The following is a 21,017-nucleotide window of genomic DNA, read 5'->3' on the forward strand; positions in this document are numbered from 1 at the left end:
TGGTCGCAGAACCAGATACCGGAGACCTCTTCAGTTGTCGATCACCGCCACGCCGTGACCTTGATCAAACCCACCACTTCTGAAACACGCCTTAGCGCGCTAGGAAGGCAATCGGTACGACGCTGCTCGTGGCCAGTCGACGAGTGGGCACGACGGTTCGCCCGCAGCCTGGCACCCGAGTTCCGTACGTGCGGCTCGCCAGGCGTGGTACGCGGCGTAGATTCGGGCGAGTCCGTTGCGTTCGTCGGTGAGTTCGAGGAACTCGTCAAGCAGGCGGAAGAGGGTCTGTTTCGCTCTCGCATCGATGTCGGGGGGCAGTTCCGCGGGCGGCAGTTCCGCAGCGGCGGCCAGGCGTAGGACCAGGGCCCACCAGGTGAGGTTGTCTCCGCCGCCGACCTGGGCTACCAGCCATTCCCGGAAGCCGGCGAGTAGCCGGTGAGCGTTGCCCTGATCGCAGCCTTCGATGTAGGCGACCGTGGTCGGGAAGTCGTCCCGCATCAGGTACATACGTGGGCGCTGTGCCACGTTGGCGAACAGCTCGCGGTAGTTCGTGACCGTCACCGGCATGCTCATGATCCTTCCACGTGCTGATCTGTCGCACGAGGGCCGCGATTTGCCGATCCGATTTCATCCGGCGCTGCGTAGAGCGCGGGCTGCGAACGCAGAAGGCAGGGAAAGCAACAACCTCCCGCCACTCTCAACGTATATCGCACTGGGGGTCTTGCGGCAAGACCCGGGTGGTATTGCAGAATTCTCCGGCCAAAGCCAGGACCTGCGGAAATCATGGGGGGATTCATGTTCGACGTGATCATCGCTGGGGGCGGACCGACCGGCTTGATGCTGGCCAGTGAGTTGCGGCTGCACGGCGTACCCGTGCTCGTGCTGGAACGGGACACCGCGCCGACCGGGCACGTTCGCGCGCTCGGCCTGCACGTACGCAGCATCGAGCTGATGGACCAGCGGGGCCTGCTGGAGCGGTTCCTTGCGCATGGACAGCAGCACGCGGTCGGCGGCATCTTCGCCGCTATCGAAAAGCCGTGGCCGGACCGGCTGGACACCGCACACTCGTACATTCTCGGCATCCCGCAGCCGGTCACCGAGCGTCTGCTGGTCGAGCGGGCAACGGAACTCGGCGTCGAAATCCGGCGCGGCTGCGAACTGGTCGGGCTGAGCCAGGACGACCAAGGGGTAACCGTCGAGTTGGCCGACGGCACGCAACTGCGCTCGCGTTACCTGGTCGGCTGCGACGGCGGCCGCAGCACCGTACGCAAGCTGCTCGGTGTCGGCTTCCCCGGCGAGCCCAGCAGGGTGGAGACGCTGCTGGGCGAGATGGAGGTGACGGCGCCGCCGGAGACGGTGGCGGCCGTAATGGCCGAAGTCCGTAAAACCCAGAAGCGGTTTGGTGTCGGGCCCGTTGGGGGCGGGGTGTACCGGGTTGTCGTGCCCGCCGAGGGGGTGGCCGAGGACCGTACTGTCCCGCCGACCCTGGGGGAGTTCAAGCAGCAACTGCGGGTGTACGCCGGCACCGATTTCGGTGTGCACTCACCGCGCTGGCTGTCCCGCTTCGGCGACGCCACTCGGCTGGCCGAGCGCTACCGGACCGGTCGGGTGCTGCTGGCCGGCGACGCGGCGCACATCCACCCGCCGACCGGCGGTCAGGGGCTCAACCTGGGGCTCCAGGACGCGGTGAACCTCGGCTGGAAACTGGCCGCCGAGGTCGCCGGCTGGGCACCGGAAGGCCTGCTGGACAGTTACCACACCGAACGGCATCCGGTGGCAGCCGACGTGCTGGACAACACCCGGGCACAGATTGAGCTGCTGTCCCTCGAACCGGGAGCTCAGGCGGTGCGCCGATTGGTGTCGGAGCTGATGGACTTCGAGGAGGTCAACCGGTACCTGATCGAGAAGATCACCGCGATCGGGGTCCGGTATGACTTCGGCGAGGGGCATGAACTGCTCGGCCGGCGAATGCGGGACGTACGGCTCAAGCGGGGACGTCTCTACGAGCTGACCCACGGCGGCCGGGGACTGCTGCTCGACCAGACCGGCCAGCTATCGGTGGCCGGCTGGGCGGATCGGGTCGACCACGTTGTCGACGTCAGCGAGGAGTTGGACGTGCCCGCCGTACTGCTGCGGCCGGACGGGCACGTCGCGTGGGCCGGCGACGACCAGCAGGAGTTGCGCCGCCAACTGCCCCGGTGGTTCGGTGCCGCCGACAAGGAAACTGCTAAGGGGTGATCGTCAGCTCTTTGATCAACTCGTTGGTGAGCGTGAACCGGTAGCGCAGGTCGACCGTTCCGCCGGGGAAGTTCCCTTCGAGATGCTGGACCACCTCGAAGTGCCCATCGTCGACCCGAGTGGCGGCGATGGGCTCGGTCGTGTAGTCGTACTCGCTGGCTGCGCCGTCCAGCCAGGCCCGGATCTCGTCCCGGCCACGATAGGTACGACCGTCGTCGGTCACGACGGCATCGGTGGCGTAACTCGCGATCGCGCTATCGGTATCGCGCTTCTCGTGCGCGACGAGATAGGCAGTGATCAGGTCGGGCAGATCCGCCAGCGGGATCCTGGTGCCGGTACTCCAGTCAACGGTGTTCATCCGTCCACGGTCAGGTCTCTCCTGGGGAGAGGGTCAAGGAGGCAGACTGTCCGGATGCGTACGGGATTGACCATCGGGGAGTTCGCCACGCTCAGCCACCTGAGCGTACGGACCCTGCGCCGCTACCACGAGGCCAAGCTGTTGGCGCCCGCCACGGTCGACCCGCACACGAGCTACCGCTACTACCTGCCCGAACAGATCCCCACCGCGCAGGTCATCCACCGGCTCCGGCAGCTCGGCGTACCCCTGGCCGAGGTCCGGTCCATCCTCGCCACCGACGATCCACAGCAGCGTGCCGACGTGATCACCGGCCATCTGGGGCGACTTGAGGATGAACTCGACCGGACCCGGGCCGCCATCGTGTCGCTGCGCCAGCTGCTGCGCCCCGATCCGGCGGCGCTTCAGGTCGAGCTGTGTTCCGTCCCCACCCGTACCGTCGTCGCGATCAGCGACCATGTCGCGCTCGCCGACTCGGTCGACTGGTACGACACCGCGATGGCGGAGCTAGACGCCGCCTTCCCGCCCGCCGAACACACCGGACCACCCGGCGGCCGGTACGCCAACGAGCTGTTCACCGAAGGCGCGGGCGCGATGACGGTCTTCCGGCCGGTACGGCAACCACGCGCGTCCGGGCGGATCGAGGTTGTCGAGTTGCCGGCGGTCGACCTGGCCGTCGCCGTCCACCCGGGGCCGCACGACGACATCGACGTCACGTACGGCCGCCTGGGTGCCTGGGTGGTCACGCACGCCCTGGGCGTTGCCGGGCCGATCCACGAGACCTACCGCGTCGGCCCCCGCGACACCAAAGCCTCCGACCAGTGGCGTACGGAGATCGGCTGGCCGGTCTTCCGACTCACTCCCGGCTGACTCTTTGCGCGCCTCAATTGGTGCGCGGTGGAAGGCCAAGGGCTGTCGTTCGTTCCCGAGCCCTCGGATCTTCCGATGCGGTACGGCACGATGGTCCGGTGAATGGCAGCAAGCCTGGTCGCATTGTTCTGATAGACGATCTGCGCTCCTTTGTGGATGGCCGTAATGCCGAGGTGGCCCGGAGCAGCGCCGCAGGGGTGGCCCTCCTGGTACGCCTTCGCGACGAGCGGCTGGACGAGCTGTGGCTCGACCACGACCTCGGCGGAGACGACACGATCGGGCCAGTCATCGAAGTGCTGGAGCGCACGGCCTTCGAAGGGCACCCGTTCGACATCGGTATCGTCCATGTCCACTCCGCAAACCCAGTCGGTGCCGGCAAGATGGCCCAAGCGCTGCGACGTTGGGGATATCGCGTACGGATCGAGTCTGGTTCTGCTGCGGTGGGCTACCTGGCGGATCAATCAAGTTTGCGCCCCGTGCGAGACGTATGAGCGCGGGATGGGCTTGTCCTACGTGCCTCCGGCCCATCGGAGACACGTAAACACCGGCAATCTCCCGGCTACCTCATGGTCCGACTTGGGGTTCAGGTCGGCGGGGTGCGGTCAGGTCCCGCACAGACAGCGCGAGAGCTGCATTGGAAAGGGAGGAGTGATGCTGTCGGCAGACATGAGGCCGACCGTTCATGTTTCAGTTCTTCAGATCGTCCATGTCCGCGAACCAGGGTTCTCGCGAAGCCCATGCGAGCAAGGTTCTGACCTCGTGTTTGTCCCAGTTCGTCAGTACTTCGCGGAGCCTCTGTCGGATGGCAGGGTCGCGCTGGGAATAGCCGACTGCCGCAGCGGCCATCCAGGCGAGCGTTGCGGCACCAACCCATCTGCTGCGCTGAAAGCTGGGATTTGCTGCCCATTCCAGAAGGTCGTCCGCCAGCCCTGGATTCTCCACGGCCCGCCGGCCGACTTCGAGAATTGCGCGTCCACGCAACACTACTGAACCATTTGGATCACTAGCAAGTTTCTGTAGATCCTCCGTTGCCTTAGCTGCAAACTCGCTATCCCGTTCAAACATTTCGACCCCTTATGGTGCTCCGTAAATTTCATTCTTGCGGTCGCGCATGAGTTGAAGTAGTTCCTCCGCGAGGTCATCGCGGCCGATTTCCCGAGCATAGTTGACCTCGAGCATGTATGCGCGTTCCTCCGAAGCCCATAGGAAGTCTCGGTCATATACGCCTTCGAAGCCACGCCAGCCTGCAGCTAGATCGTCTCTAATATGGCTGAGTTCATGACGTATTGCGGAAATTGAGGAGTCAGGGTCGATGACAAGCTGCCCCGGGCTGCCGCGGCGGGTGCCCGGTGTATAGAAGATACCCCCGTCACGGTGAATAATCTCGACACCGTACGATCGTGCCTCGGCCTCTAAGGCTTGCCACTCTGCAGGATGAGTGTCACGCCCTGCGCCCAGTTCCCGCATTGGATCTCCGCTCGAATAATAAGCGGTTCCATGCGGTGGCTCGGTGCCAGGGGTGGAGGCAGAATTCACCGAATCGACACTTGGTCCGGTCGGATCGAGGTCTGATAGCTTTCCGGGTACGACGGGCTCCGTATTGCTGACCTGAGGAGTCGTCTGGGTGCTTGCCAGCGCAGGTCCGTCCAGCCCGACGCCGGGAACGGTTAGATCGTCGGTGGGTGGCCGACCGACTGGGGCCCGCTGTGTCGGAATACCTGCTGTATCGGGTTGCCGTCGCAGGTTTCGTAGCACTTCATTGAGTGACTTTATGAGGTTGTCGAGGTTGCGGAGCATCGGCATGAGATTGCCGATGCTGGCAATTAGGCCGTTGATGACCCTTGCGACCTTGGCGGCCCATTTAGCTACCAGCGCCGATACCTGAGAGACGACCAAGGGGGTGCCCGCCCCTAAGGTGACTCCGACCTCTGCTGTCCACTCCCATAGTCGTACGGCAAGGATCGACACGAATTCTGCGATCAAGTCCCGCACGAGTTCGCGGACGGTTGCGACGAGAAAGCCCGCACCTCTGACTATGTTGCCGATTGCATGTGCTGCCTCGCCAATCGATTGCAGTGACTGCGCTATATTGCGGGAATGGGTTAGATATGCCTCGCTGGTATGGCCAATCCAGCCGCTCAACTCAATTCGTGTCGCTGTAGCTAAAGTGGCCGCTTGTCCTGTCACATGTTTCGCGACATTATGCCAGGTCTGCGCATATGCGGTGATCTGGTCTGGGTCGCCGGCCAGCCAATCGAGGGCATCCGACAGCGGTTTCACGTGCTCGATAAGCCAGGCGACTCCCCAGGAAACCAGGGAGCCTAGTGGATCGGTGCAGAATGCGAGTGCCTCCATGGAGGTGACCAGCCCGCCGATGCTGGCGTCGATCCAGGTGCCTGACTCGAATCCGGATACCAGAGCGGAGATGCCATCGGCAAGGCCTATGCCGCTGTACCAGTCCGTGGAGTCCTGGCGGGCTGCGATCAATGAGTTGGCGTCTGTCTGCCCATTCAAGGTCGACTACCGTGGCTGAATGCCCTCGCTACTTCGGTATCGGTGTCGCCGTAGTGCCCAGCAGCTGACCGCAGCGCATCTGCGGTACTGTTCAACGCGTCAACGGCGGCCACCAATGTATTCAGGGCTTGTCCTTGAATTGGCTCCAGGAATCCTGCGAGTGCTTGACAGATCGGCAATCTGCCGTAGGCGTCCCGCCCCATCTGCACGTGCGCCGCTGCGGATCGAGCTATCTGAACCTCTTGAGCCACGGTGTCGACCGACCCGGCGTGGCGTAGGAGCGCCCCCTGGTCTACCTCAAAACCCTTGGTCATACCCGTCCTCCAGCAGCGGAATCGCGGCGTGTAAGTGGCCCGCCATCATCAGCCTGTTGTACGGGGAACCTACGGGCGAAACCATCGACCACAGCCCTGCCGGTCGCTGTGTCTGCCCCTACCGTCTTATCCGCCATCTGCCCCACTTGAGCGGTAAGCAGACCCTGAGCGCGACGCATTACAATCAGAATTTCGTCAGATATCTCCTGGGGCGTCCACTGCAACACCCGCTCATCCAGGCGAATATCGACAAGCATGCCGGAGCCAGCTACCTTGACGCGTACCGCCCCATCGGCACCCGATGACTCGGCGGTTATCGCCGCGACTCCGTCTGCCAAAGCCTTGGCCTGCTCCGCGCGTTGCGATACCGACGCGACCCAATGCTCAGTCCACTGCTCTGTCGCCTCCAGGTGCTCTCCAAACCCGGGCCCTAGCATGATCAATCCTCTCGACTGGGATACTTTATCGGCTCTTCGAATCCGAGTGGGTTCCATGTCGTCTGGGAGATCCAGGATTCGCAGCTCGTGGATCATCCGAGCGTCTGGTTCGAATGTCCAGGTGAAGAGCTGCGAGCATGGCCAACGATACGACCCATCGAGATGGACCTCGCTTATCCACCGTCGGCTCGCCGGAGGCGGAGGAGCACGTCAGCGACCTCCTGGGTCTCCTCGTGATCCGGTCCGTAGACCAGGCACAGGTCCTCATGCAGCGGTATCAGCTCGGCCGCTGCCTGTTCGAGATCGCCCTCGGCGAGTAGGAGTATGCCGATGTCGCGACGCAGTTCCAGGGCCTCGGTGGATACGTCGCTCTCGGCGGCGCGGACATGGTCGAGGACCTGCCGGAACTGGCGCAGGGCAACGGTGACCTGCCCCAGCTCCGCCCGGCAGTGGGCCGCCTGCCGAAGGCAGGAGAGCGCATCGGCGCAGGTCGGCCCGCTGGTACGGGCGAAGGCCGAATACAGGGCGTCGAACTCGGGCAGAGCCTGCCGGAAGTCGCCCCCGACGACGAGGATGGCCGCCCGGCGCTTGCGAAGGGTCAGTACGCGAGGGCTCTCGACACCGAGGGCGGCTGCCACCGGTGTGATGACCTGCTGAAGTGCCTCTGCGGCCTGGGCGTAGCGTTCCTCGGCCAGCAGGTCGTTGGAGTGCGACAACGCATCGCTGATCGCGCCTCGGAGATCCGTGGTCGGCACCCCGTCTGACGAGGACGGCAGGGTCGGGACCGGGCGGGCACGCAAGTGTGGCTCGGCCGCCGGGCGCTGCTTGGGCGCGTTGGGGCGGCGGTAGAGCAGGGTCGGATCGGGTACGACAGTGGAAGACGACGACGCTGGGGCCGCCGCGCCCGGCAACGGGAGGTACGGCAACAGGCGCTCGTAGACGTCGTACGCGTCCTCGGGCCGGTGCTCTGGGATTTTGGCGGTGAGCTGGAGTACCAGATCTTCGAGGGCTTCGGGGACATCAGCGCGCAGTTTGCGCAGCGGTACGGGCGGTTCGTTGACGTGCTGCCGCATCAGCTCGAATTCGCCGACGCCGTCGAACAGCGGCTTGCCAACGAGAAGTTCGTGCAGCAGGCAGCCGAGGGCATACAGGTCGCTCTGTGGGGTGATCTTGGCGCCGCGGATCTGCTCGGGTGACATGTACCGGTGTGTGCCGAGCACCTGTCCGGTGACAGTGAGCCGGGTGGCGTCGGTACGCAGCAGGGCGGCGACACCGAAGTCGAGCACCTTCACCGCACCCGCTTCGGTGACCAGCACATTGTCGGGCTTGAGGTCGCGGTGCACCACGGGGATGGCGTGCGCGTGGGAGAGCACCGTGCAGATCTGGGCGGCGACTGCGGCGGCCCACGAGACGGGTAGCGGCTGACCCGCCCGGAGGTACGCCCGTAGGGACGTGCCGGGTACGTACTCCATGACCAGATAGACCCGGTCGTACGACTGGTCGAGCACCGCGTCGTACACCTGCGGCACGCCATGGTGCTGGATGCGGGCGGTGATTCGCGCTTCCCGGCGGAATCGTTTGGCGAATTCCTCAGCCTCCTCGGCGGAGGAGATGACGTCGGTGCGGATTAGTTTGACGGCGACTTCACGGTCGAGCACCGCGTCGTAGCCCCGCCACACCTGCCCCATCCCACCGGAGCCCAGCTGCTCCACCAGCTCGTACCGGCCAGCGATCGGCTCGGTCCGCACTGCCACCCCCTAACGTAACGACCACACTGTCAGGCCACGTCGTCGATGACGCCTTCCTGCTGGCGGATCATCCGCCAGGCGGCGCTGCGGGCGCTGCGGTTGAGCGAGCTGCGGAAGTCCCGGTCGGGCCCGAAGTATTTACGACCGAGGTCGGCGACGGTGTCGAAGTGATCCATCATCTTCTCCTCAAACACCGGCTCGAAGACGTGCCCGAAGTTTTCCTCGTCATCATTGGCGACGGCGGCGAGGCGTACCTTCTGGTCAGCAACGGCCTCGCTGAACGGCTTGATCACGTCGTCGTCGGTGAAGCTGGTGCCGAACCGATCGTTGAACCGCGCAATCAGCTCGGAGAGCAGGGACTTCTCCGGGTCCTTCACCCCGCCGGTACCGTCGCCGAAGCCTTTCATTTCGGCCGGGCCTTCCGGGTTGAGGCTGACGTCGTGTTCGCCGGTCTTCTCCACCCGTAGGTGGCTGAGGTCGACCTCGCCGATGTCGACACCGCCGTCGCTGAGCCGGGGCAGCTTGTTGAGCAGGTGCCGACCGTAGAGGTAGAGCCGTTCGAGTTCCGCGTCGGTGTAGGGCACGATCTGGGCGAGGAAGCCGTACTTGCGGACGTAGTCGGTGAGGTCGGCCCGGAACTCCTCGGCGGCCTCTTGATCCTCCTCGTCTTCGCCGTGCAGCAGTGCGGCGAAGCGTGCGACGGCCGGCGCGAGGTGCCGGTACAGCTCGGCGTGCAGCTTCGCCCACGTCGCCGCGCTGCCGGCGGCCTGCTCCTCGGCCGCCAGGTACGCCTCGACGAATGTCTGCATCTCCGCGTCGACCAGCAATGACCGGGACATGACTCGGCTCTGCGCGGTGTAGAGCAGGTTTGGGTCCGAGGGGAGGGTTTCGGCCTCCTCAAAGTACGGCCGGAACGCCTCTTTGACCTTCTCGGCGTCGTTGACGAAGTCCAGCACCGCCAGGTCGCTCTGGCTCTTCCGTTCGGCGGTGCGGTTCAGCCGGGACAGGGTCTGCACGGCGGCGACCCCGGTCAGCGTCTTGTTGACGTACATGGTGGTGAGCAACGGCTGGTCGAAGCCGGTCTGGTATTTCTCCGCGACCACCAGGATGCGGTATTCGCGCTGCCCGGCGGCGGTGCCGGCGCGGGCGCTGCGGTCATCGGCCCGGGTATAGGCGAATTTCTTCGGTAGCTCGGACTCCGACAGCCCGCCGTTCTCCTTCGACTCGGTGACCTCCTCGCCGTCGTAGGTGAGGGTGCCGGAGAACGCCACCAGCACACCCGGGTTCGGATAGCCACGGTCACCCAGGTACCGCTTGATCGCCCGGGACATCTGTACGGCCTGCGGCCGACCCGAGGTGACCACCATCGCCTTGGCCCGGCCGCCGAGCCGCCCGGCGGTGTGTGCCCGGAAGTGCTCGACGACGATCTGGGCGTGCTGCGCCACCGTGGAGTCATGGGTCAGCGCGTAGCGAGCGAGCTCCTTGTTGGCCTTGGCGGAGTCGACCTCGCGCTCGTCCGGGTTTTCGTTGACGAGCTTCCAGTAGGTGTCGTAGGTGACGTAGTTTCGCAGCGGGTCGAGGATGAAGCCCTCCTCGATCGCCTGCCGCATCGAGTACGTGTGGAACGGGTGGTATTTGCCGTCCTCGCCGAGCGTGCCGAAAAGTTCGAGGGTCTTGTGCTTCGGTGTGGCGGTGAAGGCAAAGTAGGAAAGGTTGCCGCTGCGCCCGCGCCGCTGGGCGCTCGCGGTGAGCCTCCCGTCATTGGCGCTGGCCTCGTTCGGGCCGTCGGTGCTGGTCGCCCCGGCGTCTGCGCTGGTCGCCCCGGCCTCGTCGGAGTCGGCGTCGAGGCCGAGGTCGCGCAGCACCCGCCGGACATCGGTGGCCGCCTCACCGGCCTGCGACGAGTGCGCCTCGTCCACGATGATGGCGAACCGGCTGCCCCGGATCTCGGTTGGGTTGCGCTTGAGATAGTCGACCAGGGCCGGAAAGGTGTGCAGGGTGACCGTGACGATCTTGCCGGTCTCCTGGGAGAGCGCCTTGGCGAGCTGCTCCGACTTGGCCCCATGACTTTCTTTGATATTCATGACGAGGCCGGCTGTCTGCTCGAAGCTGCCGACGGTGTTCCGCAGCTGGGCGTCGAGGTTCCGCCGGTCGGTGATGATGAGAATTTTGTCGAAGACCGGGCTGCCTGGCCTGGTCCCGGCGGCGAGGGCGTCCGGGTCGAGCTCCGCTGGGTCGTTCGGGGTGTGCAGCGACGACAGCCGGTGGGCGAGCCAGGCGATGGTGTTCGACTTGCCGGAGCCGGCCGAGGCCATCAACAGGTAGTTGTGCCCAGCCCCGTGGTAGGCGGCGTGGGCGGTCAGCTTCTGCACCGCATGCCACTGGTGGTAGCGGGGGAAGATCAAAACCTTTCGGGTAGGACCGTCTGCGCCCTTTTCCTGGTGCCGGTGGATGAAGCGTTCCAGCAGGTCGAGCCAGTTGTCTGGCTGCCAGATCTCTTCCCACAGATAGGAGGTGGCGTACGTGCCGTACGCCGTGGCGGGCGGGTTGCCCTTGCCACCCGGTCGGCCCGGCCCGGCGCTGCCGGTGTTGAACGGCAGGAACCGAGTTTTTGCACCCCGGAGCTGGGTGGTGACGAAGACCAGCTCCGGGTCGACGGCGAAGTTCGCGACGACCCGCCGCGAGAAGATCAGCTCGGTCGGGTCGCGCTCGCTTCGGTACTGCTCCTTGGCGTGCTCGACGCCGGAGCCGGTGAGCGGGTTCTTCAGCTCGGCGGTGGCGACCGGGATGCCGTTGAGAAAGAGCGTCAGGTCGAGCCGGTTGCCCCGGTCGGCCTGCTTGGTCGCGTACGCCAACTCCCGGACCACGGTGAGCCGGTTCTGGCGATAGTCGTCCAGAATCGCGTCGGACTCCACGAAGGACGGCTTGAAGTAGGCGAGCCGGATCCGTAACCCGTGGTCCTTGACGCCCTTGCGGAGTACGTCAAGCAGCCCGTCGGTCGAAATCGCTTGGTCGAGCCGCTTGACGAATCCGCGCTGTGCCTCGTTGGGGTCACCGCCGTAGTAGGTGACCAGGTCGTCCCACGCCTCGGCCTGGGTCGCCCCGATGAAGGTGAAGAGCTGGTGCGTGTCGAGCCCCAGCTCGGGCCGGTAGTCGGCCGGGTTCCCTTCCGACCAGCCGTTGGCGAGCATCGCCGCGACGATCGCATCACCGAAAGCTGACTCATGATGAATGGGACTCATAGGATCTCCTTCAAGACGGCTTGACCAGGTGCAGGCGTCACAAGCCGTCTAGGCGTCGCCCTCGTCAGCGTCGGTGAGGGACACCATGGCCTCCTTAGCCAGCGTCCAAAGCGAACCTTCCCCCGCGACGTACCACCGCGAGGGCCCTTGGGCAGCAACGGGTGCCTTGCTCCAACCCGCCATCCGCCACATCTGCTGCACCAAGCCAGAAGGGGAGTAGCGTTTTCCGTCCGCAGCCCACAAGATCGGCCGTACTCGCTGGTTGACCCAGGTGGCGGCACTGCGGTTAGGGTCCTCCGCGAGCCATTCGGCCATCGCCACCCGCTCGGTCTGTCCGGTCGCCTTGTAGGTCAGCGGCGTGCCATCAGCCAGCCGCTTCGCGTCGATCAGCGTCGGAACGGCATTGGGTCTACGCTGCCTCGGGACCCTCTTTGCCGGACGATATTCCTGAGGCAGATCGGGCACGGGGACATCGCGTTTCAGGTCTGCCAACACTAGTCCAACCAGTAAGCGGCAGTGGTCGGGGTCTGCAAGCGTGCTGGAGACGATTGAGTTCTGGTTGAACTCGGCGTCCACGTGATAAACGAGCCATGCGGTGACGCGTTCGACTGCGTCTGGTACCTGCGCGAGAATTTCTTCCCAGTTGGCCTCGGGGTCGTCGATACCGTCGAGGTCCAGGTGCTGAAAGACGATATGAGCGATGAGCAGCTTTCCGCGGTCCGCGATCGCCTCAGCTCGCGCTTGACGATTCTTCGCAGTGTTATGCAACGTGGCATAAATTTCCCGGAGGATGCAGACGCTGCGCCAGACCTGGTAAGCCGACGGCGGGTCTTCCGCGTTGAACAACAGGTTGTAGGCCCCCTGCGGGCCCTCTTCCCACAGAAGGTCCACCCCGCGTTTGGCGCGGACCGCCAGATCAGAATTGCGGTGTGCACAGGCGAGTGCGATGGCTGCGCTCTCCACTGAGCATCCGTCTTCGAGCTGAGGCTCCGGCTCTCCGCGTTTCACTGCATATGTCTTCTGTAGCGAAAGCGTGAAATCTTCCTTGATAGCTGCCTGCACGCGATCGAGCGCGACGAAGTCTCGCCGCTCGACTCGGTTTTGCGTATTTGTGGCCGTGGTCACTGCTTCGGCGAATCCTGGGGGGCAGTTCTTCAGAGAGATGACCCGGACCGTCACCTGCCCGTCGGTGACGGTGTCGCCGTCTTTCTGGTATGCCCGGTGTATTGCATGGACAGTCTGCGCGCCGTTGACGACGCTGGCACCGTCCAACTTCAGCGCGACTGGTGATCGTGTGGCGCGGCTGAAATAGTCGGGTACTAGTTCATTGCACAGAACGGTGATCCCGTTGTTGAAGAACCAAAAATTGTGTGGCTCTGCGGTAAGTGTTTCGATCAGGCCCTGGTTGACCTGTGTGATGCCGAGTGGCTTGCGGATGTTGCGGTCGAACAAGCGATCCTCGTGGGTGGCATACCACTCGGCGATCTCGGCTGCCGAGACGATTCCCTGAAACGCCTCGTAGGGTTCGGTGATCCGAATCCAGTCCTGCATCTTGGCGGTAAGCTCAATCGGAGGTTCCGCAAAGTCGTTGCGCACCACCTCCCAAACATCTCGCGCCAGATAGATGCGTTGGTCGAGCATGTTGCCCAGTTGGTTGAATTCGTCCTGCGCGTCGACAAGCCGTCTTACGACCTCGTCCGACAAGGCGTCGGTCCGCATGACCGCAGGCACCAGCGTGATCTTCGATCCGCGATTACTCAGAACTGCGGCGACCTGGTCCGCGAGGTTCTGGAACCGGATATTGAATCGATCAAAACGCCGAGAGTCGATGTGGCGAAGTCCATCTATGAACTTGAGTGCTTCGGCGACGCCGAAGCCCGCTCGGCCGTTGTCGCTCCACTTCGACTGAATCAACCACAGGTGTGACGCGCTTTTGTCGGTGGCCACCGCGTCAATGCCGATATCGTCTCGGCCGTCGATGACCGCCTCGGCGGCGGCCGCAGAATCGCAGCCGGTCAGATCCCGTACCACCAGAGCGGCCAGGGCTCTCGATAGGAATGCCTGCTCACGCTCGTTGCCCGACTTGTTGCCGAGATCCGTGAGGTCGATCAGGTCCTCGAATTCTCGTTTGAGCGCACTCCGTACCTGTCGAATCTGCGTCTTCGGTGCTGTGTCATGCTGCTCTGCCGCGCTCGGCATCGCGTTCTTTCCGCTCACCCGACTACCTAACTGCTGACCTTTGGCCGTGTTGGCGCAAGTTGCTGTGGACGGTTTGGGCGAGGCTGGTCGCCGCATGGTGGCGTGCCTCGATCCGCGGGACGAATCTGATCTTGACGCCCGTGAGCACCTATCGTAGCCGGCTGAGCGACGCGCGGAAACCGTCCGAAGTGGTTGGCTGCCGATACCTGCGGTTGACCAGCATCAACCTAGTACGACATTTGTCGGAGATCATCGGCCACACTGCGGGCAGTGGCCCGGGTCGCCCGTTCGGCCGCCCTTTGCAGACGACTTTGATGGCGGGCGGGAAAGCCAGACGGATCGGTTCTCGCAGGCGGGAACCTGTGAGCTATCCGGGCACGACGTCGTCGACGGCGGGCTGTCCCTCAACGAGAGCCTTGATCGTTTCGATCTTCTCTGGTTTGACGGTGTGCAGGAAGAACGCTGCGGCGATCCAGTTCTGTGAGGACCCGGATGCTGTCACGGGGACAGCTTCGTCGAAGGACACAGACATGGTTACAGCGCTTTCGACAAGGATCTCCTTGATCGCGGCGGCCTGCGCGTCGGTGTGATCCTGCTGTTGGCACGCCGGATTCGGCGACTGGGCGCTGCAGAGCCGGATGACGAACACAGTGGACTGTTGGTTGTCGCTGCTGCTGACGCGCTGCCAAGTCAGGAACGCCCCAGCGGCGGTGGCGGCAATCAGCACCACGCATACGGCGACCGCCGCAGCGATCACTTTCCCCCGAACACCTGGGCGACGCGGCGGTGCGGACGGTGGCCCGTACGGCTGCTGGCCGTGGTCGTGCGGTGCCTGCGGCTGGGATGTGTCCATCGGCTCACGATAATTGCCAGGGATCCGCGAGTTGCTCGGCCTCGGCCACGAACTCATCGAGCTCTGTTGGGGTCAGGTGCGTCCGGGGAAGTAGGTGACCGAGGACGAAGATCTCGAGACTGAGCATGTCTGCGGCAGCAATGGGGTCGGCGAGCTCCGGCTCGCCGAGGGCGGCCCGGATCAGATGCTCCATTTCGAGAGCTGGCAGGCAGTCGAGTTCCTGGTACGACGCCCGGGTCATCGACACGAAGGCGGCCACATCGGTTGGGGCGGCGTTGGGTCTGAAGTGCTCGTTGACCGCGAGCGCGAACGCGGCACCGATGAATTGCAGGCCGCCTGTCCAACCGTCATGGCCGAGCTGCATCGCGAAGACGTCCGCGGCGTCCCAGTCAGCGCTGGCCAGCGCCCGAACCAGGCCTCTCAGCGCGGTTAGGTTCATCGGCGGGCCAGGCCGATGGTGGTGGCGAGGCGGGTTACGTCGGCCGAGGTGCTGCCAGTGCGGAGCACGGCGGTGAGTGCGGTGCGGGCGGCGGGGCGGATGCGCGTCTCAGCAGGGGCGATGCGGTCGGCGGTGACGAGGGCGCGACCGGCGGCGCGGGGGTTGCCGAGGTCGAGGTGGGCGTGGGTGATGTCGATGAGGTGGGCGGCTCGGTGTTCGGCGGGGAGTCGGGGCCAGGTGTTGCTGCTGGTGGCGTACTGGTGGGTGGTGATGGCTTGTTGGTTGTCGCCGAGGTCGGCGGCGATGAGGGCGCGGGCGAGGTCGACCACGATCGACCCGAACCAGATGCCGCCGCTGTCGAGGTCAGGGTGACTGTCGTGGGTGTCGGCGAGGCGGGCCGCGCGGTCGGCGAGGTGGCGTGCGGTGGTGGTGTCGCGGTAGGTGGCGGCGGATAGGGCGGCCTCGATCAGCAGGGTTCCGGTGAGGGCCAGGTCGTCCGGCGCGGGCTGGTGGGACGGCGGCGGGGTGAGCTGACGTACGGCGGTGATGGCGGCGGCCATTGCCAGCCGGCCTCGGTTGAGAGCGCGCAGCGCCTGGGCCAGGGAAACCGTGGCGATGGCGGTGTGTCGTGGATTGCCGGCGGCGGTGGCCATGGCGCGGTCGGCGGCGAGCCAGGCCAGATGCGGTTCGCCGAGTTTCACCAGCTCCTGCGCGGTGATCCGGTAGACCTGCACCTGTAGTTCGCGGGTGTGTTGCGGGCCGGTGGTGGCGCGGATGTTGGTGAGTAGGTCGGGCAGCATGCGGAGTACCTGGGTGTGGTCGGCGTGCTGGTATGCGGTCCAGGCGTACTCGAGTTGGGCCGCGACCGACGACGGCGGCTGGCGGTTGTTGGCCCCGGGGCCGGGGGAGTCGTAGCAGGCCAAGGCGACCCGTACGCGTTCCACGGCCCCGGCGACGTCCTCGATCGGCGGGGTGCGTTGTCGAGTCTTGTGGGTGAGTAGGACCTCTGGGCTGACGCCGAGCGCCTCGGCGACCGACTCGATGACAGAGAGCCGATCGAGGCGTCGCTCGCCGCGTTCGACCTTGCCAACCCAGCTTTCCGACTTGCCGAGCCGGTTGGCGAGAACCTGTTGGCTGATTCCGCGTCGGGCTCGGAGTTGGGCCATTCGTCGGCCGATGGGTGGGATCCCGCTGGGCTGCTGCCGGCCCGGTCCGGTCATCGGTCCTCCGTACGGCGCAGGGTTTCGGTGGATGCGCCGCAGCGGGGGCACCACCGTGACTTGACTTTGAAGGCGAAGAGGCCGAGCAGGAATCCGGGCCCGAGTCCGCCAAGCACGATGCGCAGGATCTCGTCAATTACGAGTGTGTTCATTGCTGGTTGCCTCCGACGAGTCGGCGGAGGGCTTCGCGGAGTACGCGGACCTGGATGCAGGGTGGGTGGTATTCGCTGGTGGGCCAGGTGCATTCGGGGGCGTGGCCGGTGACCCAGACGGAGACGCTGGTGGCGGATGCGGTGTCGGTGTGGACTTTGGCGACGATCAGGGCGATGTCGCGGTCGACTTCGAAGGTGGCCTCGTCGGGGTGGTACCAGTCTTCGGTGTCGAGCCGGAGCAGGGTGCCGGGTGGGATGTCGGGCAGGTTGGGTGGGTTCATCTGCGGCCACCGCCCGCCGGTAGGGAGTGTTGTTGGGCGTGGGGGAGGACCGGCCCGATCAGGGCGGTCGGAGCGTCCCACGCCGGCCGGGTAGGGGTGGCGGATCGCCGGTCCTCCAGCCGATGCCGCCCGTGGTACTCCCGCCGCCGGCTCACCGCTGTGTCTCCAGTTCGCCGGGGCTGAGCAGAGACGCCGACAGCACACCGCTGTAGGGAATCGACAGGATTTCGCTGATCACGAGCACTCTCACCTTCTGGTGTGGCCGGGAGTCGAGGCGTTGCCGCGCCCGCAACCCCCAGCCGTTCCACCGGACTTGAATTGGGTCACTGTCCGTTTGGGTGCGTCGAGTTGACCTCACCGAGACGGTGACGTGGGTCGGTGCGCGTGGGTGCCTATCGGTGCGGATCAGTGCCGAGGACTCACTGTTCACGATGCGTCCGATACTGTGCGTGTGACCGGCCACTACGCATGGAGGGTCAGGAGAGGGTGACATCCAGCGGGGATGCGATCAGCCGTTTGTTGACCGAGGTGGGCTGGCAGCCCGAACAGCTTGCCCGGCGCCTCAATGAGTGCGCGGAACGGCATGGCCGAACAGAGCGGCTGCACCTCAAGACGCCGTACAAGTGGAAGAAGGGCGACGTCCCCCGCAGCCCGTGGCCATCGTTGATCATCGCGCTGTTGTCCGAGCAGTTACGCCGAGCGGTCACCCTTGATGAGCTGGGTTGGCCTGACGACGGATTTGAGGCCGCACCCGCTTCTGCCGGCTTGGAGCTGCCCTGGTCACCAGCCGGGGCCTTGCAAGCAGCTGAGGTTGTGAACGAACCTGAAGGAATGATGCACCGACGGATGTTTCTCACTCTGCTCGGTTCCGCACTGACGTCACCAGCGCATGAGTGGTTGATCACTCAGCCGCCGCTTGACGTTGCGTCGACTACCGGTCGCCCGATCTCCGGCGAGGTCGTCGACCATCTGGACGCCGTGACGGCCAGCCTCCGACGCATGGACGATCATCTCGGCAGCGGACAAACCCTCGGCTTGGTTCGCGAACATCTGAGCACCGTGGTCGGAGTGCTGCGTAATCGCCGCTACCCGGACACCGTTGGACGCCGCCTTCACACCACCGCCGGTGAGTTGCTACGTCTGGCCGGCTGGCTCTCATTCGACAACGGTCACCACAGTCAGGCTCAGCGCTTCTGGATCGCTGGTCTCTACCAAGCGCACACCGCTGGCGACCGTGGCCTCGGGGCGAACATCCTCGGATTCATGTCCTGCCAGGCCAAGGACCTCGGGCAACTCCGGCAAGCCGTGACCCTCGCAGAAACCGCGCGGGCGAGTTATCCGGCCACGAGCCCGAGGGTGGCGGCAATCCTCGACCTAAGGGCCGCGGAGGCGTACGCCAACAATCAGTCGGTGGCGGATGCCCGCCGCGCGCTCGACAGTGCCTTCGACAGGCTCGCTGACAATCAGCCCGAGCACGGCGACCCGGACTGGGCCTACTGGATCAACGAGGCACAGGCCCACGCGCAAGCTGGGTACTGCTACGTCAAGCTCGAAGATTGGTCGCGCGCCCGAGAGCACCTACGAGCAGCACTTCGGCTACAGGACAACGAGTACACCCGTGAGGGCGCGTTGCGAAATGCCCTGCTCGCCACTACGTACGTCCGGCAGGGGCATCCCGACCTGGACAAAGCGCTCGCCCTCGGAGACCAAGCCGTCCAGACCCTCACTGGTCAGGTCACCTCCGCGAGGTGCATCAAGCACGTACGCAACCTCGTCGGTGCCCTGGCCCCGTACCGGCGTACTCCTGCCGTGAGTCGCTTCTGCACAGACGCCAAAGACCTAATCGCCACCTGAAGCGCTGAATGACAGCGGCAGAGGCGCTGATTGTGAAAGGAGCTGAGCAAGCATGGAACGTAACGCCTGGCGCAAGTCGAGCCGATCCGGCAGCAACGGCCAGTGCGTCGAGGTGCGTGACCGGGATGCCCAGGTCGACGTCCGCGACTCCAAGGCCCCCACCGCCGGGATGTTGAGCTTCAACCCGGCCGCGTGGACAACCTTTACTGGCAGCCTCAAGGCCAACAGCTTCCGCTCTCGCAACTCCTCCGTCGTTGCTGAGGGCTAGCTACTCCGTCAGAACGATGAACTGATGGAGGGGCATGAGTGCACTCGCTGAGGTCGCCGCGACCATACGGGCCAAGGTCGCCGATCTGAATGCCGTTGCTGCCGCCCTGTATACGGCCCGCGCCAAGCTCGACCAGGCACAGCGGCGGCTTGCTGCGGTTGCGTACGGAGCGGGACGACATGAAGTCACCGACGCCGCGACCACGCTGTCCGGTGCAGCCGGGCGAGCCGACGAGGCCGCCACTCTTACCTTGCGAGCTGCTGAAGCACTCGCCTACTACTCGACCACCATCATTGGAGTTCCGCTTTCTGCGGCAGGCGGTACATCTACGGAACAGTCGGCCAACTTGCCATTCGCGCCTGTTGTTCCTGAATGGGTGCACCACGTGGGGGAAGGCATATGCCAACTGCTACCTCGGAGCAACAAGACCGTCGGGGTGCTCGCGACCGCCGATGGACGTACCCGGAGCAAGCCGATGTGGAGCGGGACCCACGGACCGGCAGCCGGAGCCCCGGGGTTACGCCGCGACGACAAGATCAACCAGTGGCACCGACTCAAGTCGGCGGTTGAGCACGTGGAGGGTCACGCGGCTGCGGTCATGCGTCGCCCGAGCGGCCCGAAGGATGCCGTTTTGGTGCTCTCCGCACCGCCCTGTCCTGGCCCGTACGGCTGCAGCACGATCTTGCCTGAGCTGCTACCAGCTAACTCGCGCCTGTCGGTCTACGTTATGGGAGCGGACGGCCGCGTGAGGTTTTGGAGAACATACGTCGGCACCGGAGAGGGAACCACGGGATGACCACCTACGAAGCGACCTGGCTCGGTACTGGCCACGCCACGCTGAACAGCCCGGAGCAGGTCGAGCAGCTCCTCCTTCCGCTGCACGAGATGGGGCAGCCGATCGTGGTTGATGTGTTTCGCTATCGCGACGGGCGACCCGATGGTGGTGCTCAGGTTGGTGTTGGTCACCCGAATCGGTCGTTTGTGCTCTATTTCGGCCACCCCGAAGGCGGTTACGCCGTCGTGCCCGGCGTCAGCCCTTGGGACGGCGACATCGAGTTCAGCTATGGCGGCCAGGCCACCGATTACCACCCTGCCGAAACCCGCATTACCCCCGAATTGGCCTTCGAGGTTGTGCGGCAACTCGTCATGACAGACGAGCGACCCACTTGCGTCGATTGGAGCGACCAGATCGGGACAGAGGACGGTCCAGCAGGTCATGACCGGATGCCAGCGGACGATCCCTGGGGCTAGGTATCCCTATCGTGGTGGCCTGACCACCGTGCTTCGTGTCGTGCAGGGCCTCGGTCTGGGCGGCGGCCAATCTCGGTATAGTCCGCCAACGCCTCGCACCTCGGGCAGGTGAAGAAAAACACCTCCGCTGTTGGTCAGCAACTCCTTGTCTGAGGAGTTGGAGTTCGGACACCTTGCCATATGCCCAACGCCGAGGGCGTTTCTCCATCGGGCATGCCGCGTTGAAGGTGTTGCATCAGCCCTTCCGCAGCGTCGACCCGACCGGCCATGGCCGTGCTTGCTGGTCAAACTGCGGGGAGGCTTACCCCTCAACGCAGAGGAAGCAGGATGAAGATCGATAGTCGGGTTGAGCCGATCGTCCGGAACACTATCCATGCGGCTGTTATAAGTGACTTTCCCAGGCTGAATAGGGCTCTACAGGCTTTCCCAGATGAAGAAACCGCCCGGAAAGCTATAGGGCTGGGCGTCTCAATCGTCTATACCCTGATGTTTGACATTCATGAGGGGAACCCGAGCGAGGGTGAGATCCGGGGAGTGGCCACTGAGGTCGTTCGAGCCGAAGCGTGGGCGGAACCGGCAGATGAAGAAGTCGCCACCTTTCTCCTTCGGCTAATGAATGGCGAGCCGTTTGTTGGTGTAGTCCCGACCGAGAACGTTACTATCCTGACCTTCGTGGTTGCCGGGCACCTGTTGTCCTCCTGTCGGAGCGATGACGAGGAATGGTGGGACTACCTCGACCGAATAGAGGCAATCCTGGAAAGCGTTCGCTGAGGTGCCCGGAT

At 64.7% G+C, this 21,017-nt stretch carries 22 protein-coding genes; 8 read left to right on the plus strand and 14 right to left on the minus strand.

The annotated features are described in order from the left end of the window. Positions 1 to 99 precede the first annotated feature (99 nt). Complete coding sequence (locus ACWDV4_RS16190; protein WP_449979190.1) at positions 100 to 573, minus strand: hypothetical protein; 474 nt, start codon at positions 571 to 573, stop codon at positions 100 to 102. Between the two features lie 222 nt (positions 574 to 795). Between ACWDV4_RS16190 and rox the strand changes: the two genes are divergently transcribed. Further along, the gene (gene rox, locus ACWDV4_RS16195; protein WP_449979628.1) at positions 796 to 2,238 is read left to right on the plus strand and encodes a rifampin monooxygenase; all 1,443 of its coding nucleotides are present in this window, start codon (positions 796 to 798) and stop codon (positions 2,236 to 2,238) included. On the opposite strand, the gene ACWDV4_RS16200 is transcribed toward rox, so the two are convergent. Then, the gene (locus tag ACWDV4_RS16200; RefSeq protein ID WP_449979192.1) at positions 2,228 to 2,596 is read right to left on the minus strand and encodes a nuclear transport factor 2 family protein; all 369 of its coding nucleotides are present in this window, start codon (positions 2,594 to 2,596) and stop codon (positions 2,228 to 2,230) included. The genes rox and ACWDV4_RS16200 overlap by 11 nt on opposite strands. 54 nt (positions 2,597 to 2,650) lie before the next feature. Between ACWDV4_RS16200 and ACWDV4_RS16205 the strand changes: the two genes are divergently transcribed. Then, positions 2,651 to 3,463 carry a MerR family transcriptional regulator gene (locus ACWDV4_RS16205; RefSeq protein ID WP_449979194.1) on the plus strand — a complete coding sequence of 271 codons (813 nt, stop codon included), beginning with the start codon at positions 2,651 to 2,653 and terminating at the stop codon, positions 3,461 to 3,463. Positions 3,464 to 3,561: 98 nt separating this feature from the next. Then, the gene (locus tag ACWDV4_RS16210) at positions 3,562 to 3,954 is read left to right on the plus strand and encodes a cyclic-phosphate processing receiver domain-containing protein (protein ID WP_449979197.1); all 393 of its coding nucleotides are present in this window, start codon (positions 3,562 to 3,564) and stop codon (positions 3,952 to 3,954) included. A 196-nt stretch (positions 3,955 to 4,150) separates the two neighbouring features. Here the strand turns inward: ACWDV4_RS16210 and ACWDV4_RS16215 are convergent, their stop codons facing one another. From ACWDV4_RS16215 to ACWDV4_RS16270, 12 genes are all read right to left on the minus strand, one after another. Then, positions 4,151 to 4,528 (minus strand): hypothetical protein, encoded by a 378-nt coding sequence (locus ACWDV4_RS16215; RefSeq protein ID WP_449979200.1) that lies wholly within the window; start codon positions 4,526 to 4,528, stop codon positions 4,151 to 4,153. A gap of 9 nt (positions 4,529 to 4,537) precedes the next feature. Next, positions 4,538 to 5,977: a WXG100 family type VII secretion target gene (locus tag ACWDV4_RS16220; protein WP_449979202.1), complete on the minus strand. Its 1,440-nt coding sequence runs from the start codon at positions 5,975 to 5,977 to the stop codon at positions 4,538 to 4,540. Next, positions 5,974 to 6,291: a type VII secretion target gene (locus tag ACWDV4_RS16225; RefSeq protein ID WP_449979205.1), complete on the minus strand. Its 318-nt coding sequence runs from the start codon at positions 6,289 to 6,291 to the stop codon at positions 5,974 to 5,976. The genes ACWDV4_RS16220 and ACWDV4_RS16225 overlap by 4 nt, the downstream gene beginning before the upstream one ends. Beyond that, entirely contained in the window at positions 6,288 to 6,824 is a 537-nt protein-coding gene (locus ACWDV4_RS16230) for a YbaB/EbfC family nucleoid-associated protein (protein ID WP_449979208.1), read from the minus strand. Before ACWDV4_RS16230 ends, ACWDV4_RS16225 begins: the two co-directional genes overlap by 4 nt. Positions 6,825 to 6,901: 77 nt before the next feature. Continuing rightward, positions 6,902 to 8,476, minus strand: a complete 1,575-nt coding sequence (locus tag ACWDV4_RS16235) for a protein kinase domain-containing protein (RefSeq protein WP_449979210.1) — start codon at positions 8,474 to 8,476, stop codon at positions 6,902 to 6,904. 29 nt (positions 8,477 to 8,505) lie between these two features. After that, positions 8,506 to 11,718 (minus strand): type I restriction endonuclease subunit R, encoded by a 3,213-nt coding sequence (locus ACWDV4_RS16240; protein ID WP_449979213.1) that lies wholly within the window; start codon positions 11,716 to 11,718, stop codon positions 8,506 to 8,508. Positions 11,719 to 11,766: 48 nt separating this feature from the next. After that, positions 11,767 to 13,935 carry an AIPR family protein gene (locus ACWDV4_RS16245; RefSeq protein ID WP_449979215.1) on the minus strand — a complete coding sequence of 723 codons (2,169 nt, stop codon included), beginning with the start codon at positions 13,933 to 13,935 and terminating at the stop codon, positions 11,767 to 11,769. A gap of 349 nt (positions 13,936 to 14,284) precedes the next feature. Then, positions 14,285 to 14,674 carry a hypothetical protein gene (locus ACWDV4_RS16250; RefSeq protein ID WP_449979217.1) on the minus strand — a complete coding sequence of 130 codons (390 nt, stop codon included), beginning with the start codon at positions 14,672 to 14,674 and terminating at the stop codon, positions 14,285 to 14,287. Positions 14,675 to 14,774: 100 nt separating this feature from the next. Then, positions 14,775 to 15,209, minus strand: a complete 435-nt coding sequence (locus tag ACWDV4_RS16255; protein ID WP_449979219.1) for a hypothetical protein — start codon at positions 15,207 to 15,209, stop codon at positions 14,775 to 14,777. Next, positions 15,206 to 16,429, minus strand: coding sequence for a helix-turn-helix domain-containing protein (locus ACWDV4_RS16260; RefSeq protein WP_449979221.1), 1,224 nt, complete (start codon positions 16,427 to 16,429; stop codon positions 15,206 to 15,208). The genes ACWDV4_RS16255 and ACWDV4_RS16260 overlap by 4 nt, the downstream gene beginning before the upstream one ends. Beyond that, positions 16,426 to 16,581 carry a hypothetical protein gene (locus ACWDV4_RS16265; protein WP_449979224.1) on the minus strand — a complete coding sequence of 52 codons (156 nt, stop codon included), beginning with the start codon at positions 16,579 to 16,581 and terminating at the stop codon, positions 16,426 to 16,428. Before ACWDV4_RS16265 ends, ACWDV4_RS16260 begins: the two co-directional genes overlap by 4 nt. Then, complete coding sequence (locus ACWDV4_RS16270; RefSeq protein WP_449979226.1) at positions 16,578 to 16,862, minus strand: hypothetical protein; 285 nt, start codon at positions 16,860 to 16,862, stop codon at positions 16,578 to 16,580. The genes ACWDV4_RS16265 and ACWDV4_RS16270 overlap by 4 nt, the downstream gene beginning before the upstream one ends. Before the next feature lie 486 nt (positions 16,863 to 17,348). On the opposite strand from ACWDV4_RS16270, the gene ACWDV4_RS16275 reads away from it, so the two are divergent. The 5 genes from ACWDV4_RS16275 to ACWDV4_RS16295 all read left to right on the plus strand — a co-directional run bounded on the left by ACWDV4_RS16275 (position 17,349) and on the right by ACWDV4_RS16295 (position 21,006). Further along, entirely contained in the window at positions 17,349 to 18,716 is a 1,368-nt protein-coding gene (locus tag ACWDV4_RS16275) for a hypothetical protein (RefSeq protein ID WP_449979228.1), read from the plus strand. 52 nt (positions 18,717 to 18,768) lie between these two features. Next, positions 18,769 to 18,984, plus strand: a complete 216-nt coding sequence (locus tag ACWDV4_RS16280; RefSeq protein WP_449979230.1) for a DUF397 domain-containing protein — start codon at positions 18,769 to 18,771, stop codon at positions 18,982 to 18,984. Between the two features lie 34 nt (positions 18,985 to 19,018). Next, positions 19,019 to 19,780: a DddA-like double-stranded DNA deaminase toxin gene (locus tag ACWDV4_RS16285; protein WP_449979232.1), complete on the plus strand. Its 762-nt coding sequence runs from the start codon at positions 19,019 to 19,021 to the stop codon at positions 19,778 to 19,780. Next, positions 19,777 to 20,235: an Imm1 family immunity protein gene (locus ACWDV4_RS16290; protein WP_449979235.1), complete on the plus strand. Its 459-nt coding sequence runs from the start codon at positions 19,777 to 19,779 to the stop codon at positions 20,233 to 20,235. The genes ACWDV4_RS16285 and ACWDV4_RS16290 overlap by 4 nt, the downstream gene beginning before the upstream one ends. A gap of 327 nt (positions 20,236 to 20,562) precedes the next feature. Next, positions 20,563 to 21,006, plus strand: coding sequence for a hypothetical protein (locus ACWDV4_RS16295; protein ID WP_449979238.1), 444 nt, complete (start codon positions 20,563 to 20,565; stop codon positions 21,004 to 21,006). Positions 21,007 to 21,017 lie beyond the last annotated feature (11 nt).

Source organism: Micromonospora sp. NPDC003197 (assembly GCF_053590565.1).